Annotated in this window: 10 protein-coding genes; all 10 read left to right on the top strand. The window is 36.7% G+C overall.

Going from position 1 to position 7,066, the window contains the following annotated elements; all coding sequences use genetic code 11:
• Positions 1 to 78 precede the first annotated feature (78 nt).
• The 10 genes from rpsG to rpsC all read left to right on the top strand — a co-directional run bounded on the left by rpsG (position 79) and on the right by rpsC (position 6,973).
• Positions 79 to 555 (top strand): 30S ribosomal protein S7, encoded by a 477-nt coding sequence (rpsG, locus tag ACSHXM_RS20205; protein WP_072303198.1) that lies wholly within the window; start codon positions 79 to 81, stop codon positions 553 to 555.
• A gap of 2 nt (positions 556 to 557) precedes the next feature.
• A complete protein-coding gene (gene fusA, locus ACSHXM_RS20210; protein ID WP_100896730.1) occupies positions 558 to 2,690 on the top strand; it encodes an elongation factor G in 2,133 nt (710 codons plus the stop codon).
• 10 nt (positions 2,691 to 2,700) lie between these two features.
• Positions 2,701 to 3,006, top strand: coding sequence for a 30S ribosomal protein S10 (gene rpsJ, locus ACSHXM_RS20215; protein ID WP_013621711.1), 306 nt, complete (start codon positions 2,701 to 2,703; stop codon positions 3,004 to 3,006).
• Between the two features lie 160 nt (positions 3,007 to 3,166).
• Positions 3,167 to 3,784, top strand: a complete 618-nt coding sequence (gene rplC / locus ACSHXM_RS20220) for a 50S ribosomal protein L3 (protein ID WP_100896729.1) — start codon at positions 3,167 to 3,169, stop codon at positions 3,782 to 3,784.
• A complete protein-coding gene (gene rplD / locus ACSHXM_RS20225; RefSeq protein WP_100896728.1) occupies positions 3,784 to 4,413 on the top strand; it encodes a 50S ribosomal protein L4 in 630 nt (209 codons plus the stop codon). Before rplC ends, rplD begins: the two co-directional genes overlap by 1 nt.
• 7 nt (positions 4,414 to 4,420) lie before the next feature.
• Positions 4,421 to 4,711, top strand: coding sequence for a 50S ribosomal protein L23 (rplW, locus tag ACSHXM_RS20230; protein WP_100896727.1), 291 nt, complete (start codon positions 4,421 to 4,423; stop codon positions 4,709 to 4,711).
• 9 nt (positions 4,712 to 4,720) lie between these two features.
• Positions 4,721 to 5,545 (top strand): 50S ribosomal protein L2, encoded by an 825-nt coding sequence (gene rplB / locus ACSHXM_RS20235; protein WP_100896726.1) that lies wholly within the window; start codon positions 4,721 to 4,723, stop codon positions 5,543 to 5,545.
• A gap of 12 nt (positions 5,546 to 5,557) precedes the next feature.
• A complete protein-coding gene (gene rpsS / locus ACSHXM_RS20240; protein WP_072303192.1) occupies positions 5,558 to 5,836 on the top strand; it encodes a 30S ribosomal protein S19 in 279 nt (92 codons plus the stop codon).
• Positions 5,837 to 5,839: 3 nt separating this feature from the next.
• Positions 5,840 to 6,247 carry a 50S ribosomal protein L22 gene (gene rplV, locus ACSHXM_RS20245; RefSeq protein ID WP_013621717.1) on the top strand — a complete coding sequence of 136 codons (408 nt, stop codon included), beginning with the start codon at positions 5,840 to 5,842 and terminating at the stop codon, positions 6,245 to 6,247.
• Positions 6,248 to 6,256: 9 nt separating this feature from the next.
• Complete coding sequence (gene rpsC / locus ACSHXM_RS20250; RefSeq protein ID WP_013621718.1) at positions 6,257 to 6,973, top strand: 30S ribosomal protein S3; 717 nt, start codon at positions 6,257 to 6,259, stop codon at positions 6,971 to 6,973.
• Positions 6,974 to 7,066: the final 93 nt, after the last annotated feature.

Genomic DNA, 7,066 nt, shown 5'->3' on the forward strand with positions numbered 1-7,066 from the left:
TGGGAGAACTCAGCGTAGATCTAAGTATGGAGCAAAACGCCCTAAGAAGTAATTAACTAACACTTACAAAGAGAAGAGATGAGAAAAAAACAGGCGAAAAAAAGGCCTCTTTTACCGGATCCAAAATTTAATGATCAATTAGTGACGCGTTTCGTTAATATGATGATGTGGGATGGTAAAAAATCTGTAGCCTTTAAGGTTTTCTATGATGCAATTGCTATTGTAGAGGAGAAGAACACTGATGAAGAGAAATCAGCTTTAGAGTTGTGGAAGGAAGCGTTATCTAATGTTATGCCTCACGTAGAAGTACGTAGTCGTAGAGTGGGTGGAGCTACATTTCAGATTCCGATGCAGATTAGACCAGATCGTAAAATTTCTACTGCTATGAAGTGGTTGATTAGTTATTCTCGTAAGAGAAATGAAAAGTCAATGGCTCAGAAGTTAGCGGCAGAGGTTTTAGCTGCGGCTAAAGAAGAAGGTGCGGCGGTTAAGAAAAGAGTTGATACTCACAAGATGGCTGAAGCAAATAAAGCATTCTCACATTTTAGATTCTAGATATGGGTAGAGATTTAAGATATACAAGAAATATTGGTATTGCTGCGCACATTGATGCAGGTAAGACAACAACAACTGAACGTATTTTATTTTATACGGGTGTTAGTCATAAAATAGGTGAAGTGCATGATGGTGCTGCAACTATGGACTGGATGGAGCAGGAGCAGGAAAGAGGTATTACAATTACTTCTGCAGCAACTACTTGTACTTGGCAGTTTCCTATGGAAAACGGGCAGCCTACAGAAGGTGCAAAAGGATATCATTTTAATATTATAGATACTCCGGGTCACGTAGATTTTACTGTAGAAGTAAATAGATCTTTACGTGTTCTTGATGGTTTGGTTTTTTTATTTAGTGCTGTTGATGGTGTTGAGCCTCAATCAGAAACTAACTGGAGATTGGCTGATAACTATAAGGTTCCTCGTATTGGTTTTGTTAATAAAATGGACCGTCAGGGATCAAACTTTTTAATGGTTTGTAAGCAGGTTAAAACAATGTTGGGTTCTAATGCGGTTCCAATCGTATTGCCAATAGGTGATGAGGCTGATTTTAAAGGTATTGTTGATTTAGCAAAGAATAGGGCTATTGTATGGCATGATGAGGGCTTTGGGGCTACTTTTGATGTAGTTGAGATTCCTGAGGAAATGAAGGCTGAAGTACATGAGTATAGAGCTGCTTTAATTGAAGCTGTTGCTGAGTACGATGAAAACCTAATGGAGAAGTTCTTTGAGGATGAGGATTCTATTACTGAAGATGAAGTACATGCTGCTTTAAGGGCTGCTGTTATGGATAGAGCTATTATTCCAATGATTTGTGGTTCTTCGTTTAAGAATAAAGGTGTTCAGTTTTTATTAGATGCTGTTTGTAGGTATTTGCCTTCTCCTGTGGATAAGGATGATATCGTAGGAACAAATCCTGATACAGGTGAAGAGGAAACTCGTAAGCCAGATGTTAAGGAGCCGTTTTCTGCATTAGCATTTAAGATTGCTACAGATCCTTTTGTTGGTCGTTTGGCATTCTTTAGAACATATTCAGGTCGTTTAGATGCTGGTTCTTATATATTGAATAATAGATCTGGTAAAAAAGAGCGTATATCTCGTATTTACCAAATGCATTCTAATAAGCAAAATGCTATTGATTATATCGAAGCAGGAGATATTGGAGCGGCAGTAGGTTTTAAAGATATTAAGACTGGTGATACTATGTCTGATGAAAAGCATCCTATTGTTTTAGAAAGTATGGACTTTCCTGATCCAGTAATTGGTATTGCGGTTGAGCCAAAAACTAAAGCAGATGTTGATAAGTTAGGTATGGCTTTGGCTAAATTAGCTGAAGAAGATCCAACTTTTCAGGTAAAAACAGATGAAGCTTCAGGACAGACTATTATTTCTGGAATGGGTGAGCTTCACTTGGATATCATTGTGGATCGTTTAAGAAGAGAGTTTAAAGTTGAAGTGAACGAAGGTGAGCCTCAAGTTGAATATAAAGAAGCATTAACAAAAACTGCATCTCACAGAGAGACTTATAAGAAGCAATCTGGTGGTCGTGGTAAATTTGGTGACATCGTATTTGAAATGGGTCCTGCGGATTCAGATTTCGAAGGTGAAGGTCTTCAGTTTGTTGATGAGATTAAAGGTGGGCGTATTCCTAAAGAGTTTATACCTGCTGTACAGAAAGGATTTGATGTCGCTATGAGAAATGGTCCTTTAGCTGGTTATGAAATGGATACAATGAAAGTTGTATTAAAAGATGGATCTTTCCACCCTGTGGATTCTGATGCTTTATCTTTTGAATTAGCTGCAAAAATGGGTTATAAGGCTGCGGGTAAAGCCGCTGGAGCTGTTATAATGGAGCCTATAATGAAAATGGAGGTGTTAACTCCAGAAGAAAATATGGGTGATATAGTTGGTGATCTTAACAGAAGAAGAGGTGTTATCAGTAGTATGGATGACAGAGCTGGTGCTAAGGTTGTTAAAGGTGAAGTTCCTTTATCGGAAATGTTTGGATATGTAACATCGTTAAGAACATTATCTTCTGGTAGAGCAACGTCTACAATGGAATTTTCTCATTATGCAGAAACTCCATCTAACATATCTGAAGAAGTAATTAAGGCAGCAAAAGGAGCAACCGCTTAAATTTAGTAAAATGAGTCAAAAAATTAGAATAAAATTAAAATCTTACGATCACAATTTAGTAGATAAATCTGCTGAGAAAATTGTTAAGACTGTTAAGACTACTGGAGCGGTTATAACTGGACCAATTCCGTTACCAACTCACAAGAAGATATTTACAGTATTGCGTTCACCGCACGTAAATAAAAAATCTAGAGAGCAGTTTCAGTTAAGTTCTTATAAAAGATTATTAGATATTTATAGTTCTTCTTCAAAAACTATTGACGCTCTAATGAAGTTAGAGTTGCCAAGTGGTGTAGAAGTAGAGATTAAAGTTTAAGTATCTATGTCTGCCTCTGATAGGGGTAGATGACATGTCCTAAGCGTTTCGCGAAGGAAAGACGGAAAAAATAAATTCAGGGTTGAGTTATTTTTGACCCTGTTTTTTTGTCAAAAAGTTAAGTAATAAATAAGTAATTAATAATTAATAATTAATAAATATGTCTGGGTTAATTGGAAGAAAGATTGGCATGACCAGCATCTTTGATGAAAATGGAAAGAATATTCCATGTACAGTAATCGAAGCTGGGCCATGTGTTGTTACCCAAGTCAGAACTGAGGAGGTTGATGGGTATAGTGCTCTTCAACTTGGTTTCGATGACAAGGCAGAAAAGCGTGCTAATAAGGCTCAATCGGGTCACTTTAAAAAGGCAGGTACTTCTCCTAAAAAGAAAGTCGTTGAATTTCAAGGTTTTGATGGTGAATTTAAGCTTGGTGACTCTATAAGTGTTGATCAGTTTAAAGAAGGTGAATTTGTTGATGTAGTAGGTACGTCAAAAGGTAAAGGTTTTCAAGGTGTTGTTAAAAGACATGGCTTTGGAGGTGTTGGTCAGGCTACGCATGGTCAGCATAATAGATTAAGAGCTCCGGGTTCTATTGGTGCAGCTTCTTATCCTGCAAGAGTTTTTAAGGGTATGAAGATGGCAGGTAGAATGGGTGGTGAAAGAGTCACTGTTCAAAACCTTAGAGTTTATAAAGTAGTTCCAGAAAAAAATCTTTTAGTAGTAAAAGGTTGTGTTCCTGGTCATAAAAACGCTTACGTAACTATTCAGAAGTAATGAAAGTAGCAGTTTTAGATAGTAAAGGAAAAGATACGGGTAGAAAGGTAGACCTTACTGACTCGGTATTCGCAATAGAGCCTAATAACCATGCTGTATATTTAGATGTAAAGCAGTATTTGGCGCATCAGAGGCAAGGAAACCATAAATCAAAGGAAAGAGCTGAGATTGCTGGTAGTACAAGAAAAATAAAGAAACAAAAGGGAACAGGTACTGCTCGTGCGGGTAGTATTAAATCTCCGGTTTTTAGAGGTGGTGGTCGTATTTTTGGCCCGCGTCCTAAAGATTATAAGCAGAAATTAAATAAGAACGTTAAGCGTTTGGCAAGAAAATCTGCTTTTAGTATTAAGCAAAATGAGAAAGCAATTTTAGTAGTTGAAGACTTTAATTTTGATGCTCCAAAAACTAAAGAATTTAAAGAAGTTCTTAAGTCATTGGGTATTGAAAATAAAAAATCTTTAATTGTGTTGGGTGATTCAAATAATAATGTATATTTGTCATCGCGCAATTTAAAGCGTTCCGAAGTTGTAATTAACTCAGAATTAAGCACTTACAAAATACTTAATGCTTCTAGTGTAGTGTTATTTGAGGGTGCATTAGAGGGAATTGTATCGAACTTAAACAAATAAAAAAGCAATGAGTATAATAGTTAAGCCAATAATTACGGAAAAAATGACCGCTGATAGCGAGTTGTATAATCGTTATGGTTTCGTTGTGGATTTAAAAGCCAATAAAATCCAAATTAAGGATGCTGTAGAGCAGGCTTATGGGGTTTCGGTAAAAAATGTTCGAACAATGATTTACGGACCAAAACGTAAAACACGTCACACTAAGACAGGTGTGCAGCACGGAAAAACTAATAGTTATAAAAAAGCTATTATTGACGTGGTAGAAGGAGATATAATTGATTTTTATAATAATCTATAAAGACAAAGCATGTCAGTTAGAAAATTAAAACCAATCACTCCAGGACAGCGATTTAGAGTAGTAAACGGATTTGACGCGATTACTACTGATAAGCCGGAGAAAAGTTTACTTGCTCCGTTAAAAAAGTCTGGAGGTAGAAACAGTCAGGGTAAAATGACAATGCGCCAAAAAGGTGGAGGTCATAAAAGAAGGTATCGTGTAATAGATTTTAAGCGTGATAAGCAAGGTGTTGTTGCGACTATTGAGTCTATTCAGTACGATCCTAACAGAACAGCATTTATTGCATTGGCGGAGTATGCTGATGGTGAAAAGAGGTATATTGTTGCTCAAAATGGTTTGGAAGTAGGTCAGAAGATTTCTTCTGGTGAAACAGCTTCTCCGGAAGTTGGTAATGCTTTACCGTTAAGTGCAATCCCTTTGGGGACAATTATTTCTTGTATAGAACTACGTCCTGGACAAGGAGCTGTAATGGCGAGAAGTGCAGGTACTTTTGCTCAATTAATGGCAAAGGATGGAAAATTTGTAACTGTTAAGTTGCCATCTGGTGAGACTAGGTTAGTTTTAGCAGGTTGTATGGCTACTATAGGTGCAGTATCAAATTCTGATCACCAATTATTAGTATCTGGTAAAGCAGGTAGAAGTAGATGGTTGGGTAGAAGACCAAGAACAAGACCGGTAGCAATGAACCCTGTGGATCACCCAATGGGTGGTGGTGAAGGTAGAGCTTCAGGTGGTCATCCAAGATCAAGAAATGGTATACCTGCTAAAGGATTTAGAACTCGTTCTAAAACTAAGGATACAAATAGATATATATTAGAACGTAGAAAGAAATAAAATTAGAAAAAAATGGCACGTTCACTAAAGAAAGGACCTTACGTTCATTATAGTTTAGATAAGAAAGTTCAACAAAATGTTGAGTCGGGTAAAAAAGCAGTTATTAAGACTTGGTCTAGAGCTTCTATGATTACTCCTGATTTTGTTGGTCAAACTATAGCAGTACACAACGGTAGACAATTTGTTCCTGTTTATGTAACAGAGAATATGGTAGGGCATAAATTAGGAGAATTTTCACCAACTAGATCTTTTAGAGGTCACGCTGGTGCGAAGAACAAAGGAAAAAAGTAAGCTATGGGAGTTCGTAAAAAACAGATGGCCGAAAGAATTAAGGCTGAAAAGAAAAAGATTGCTTTTGCTAAGTTGAACAATTGTCCGACTTCGCCTAGAAAAATGCGTCTTGTTGCAGATTTAATTAGAGGTGTACAGGTAGAGAAAGCTTTGGCTATATTAAAATTTAGTCAAAAAGAAGCTTCAAGAAGAGTAGAAAAGTTGTTGCTTTCTGCTATTGCTAACTGGCAATCTAAAAATGAAGATGCAGATATTGAAGAGGCTGATCTTATTGTTAAGGAGATAAGAGTAGATAGTGGGGCAATGTTAAAAAGGTTAAGGCCTGCACCACAAGGAAGAGCACATAGAATTAGAAAACGTTCTAACCACGTAACATTGGTGTTAGAATCTAACAATAAAACTCAAAGCTAAGACATTACTATGGGACAAAAAACAAATCCAATCGGGAATCGTCTAGGTATCATAAGAGGTTGGGAATCTAACTGGTATGGTGGAAATGATTACGGAGACAAATTAGCAGAGGATGATAAAATACGTAAGTATGTTCATGCTCGTTTAGCAAAAGCTAGTGTTTCTAGAGTTATTATAGAGCGTACTTTAAAGCTTGTAACTGTAACTATTACTACTGCTAGACCTGGTATTATTATCGGTAAAGGTGGTCAGGAAGTTGATAAGTTAAAAGAAGAGCTTAAGAAAATTACAAGTAAGGAAGTTCAGATTAATATATTTGAAATTAAGAGGCCAGAGGTAGATGCTAATCTTGTAGCTGCTAGTGTTGCTCGTCAAATTGAAAATAGAATTTCTTACAGAAGAGCTATTAAGATGGCAATTGCTGCTGCAATGAGAATGAATGCAGAAGGTATAAAAATTCAAATCTCTGGAAGATTAAACGGTGCTGAAATGGCTCGTTCTGAAGCTTACAAAGATGGTAGAATTCCGTTATCTACTTTTAGAGCAGATATAGACTATGCATTAAATGAAGCTCATACTACTTATGGAAGATTAGGTATTAAGGTGTGGATTATGAAAGGCGAAGTTTATGGTAAAAGAGAGCTTTCTCCATTAGTTGGTATGTCTAAAGGGCAAGGCAAAGGTGGAAGAAACGAAGGGCCTAAGAAACAACGTCGTAGAAAGTAATTATTTAAAGAGATAGAGAAATGTTACAACCAAAAAGAACCAAATTTCGTAAAGCGCAGAAAGGCCGTATGAAAGGACTTTCGCAAAGAGGGC

This window comes from Paraglaciecola sp. (genome assembly GCF_051252315.1).
GTDB lineage: Bacteria > Pseudomonadota > Gammaproteobacteria > Enterobacterales > Alteromonadaceae > Paraglaciecola.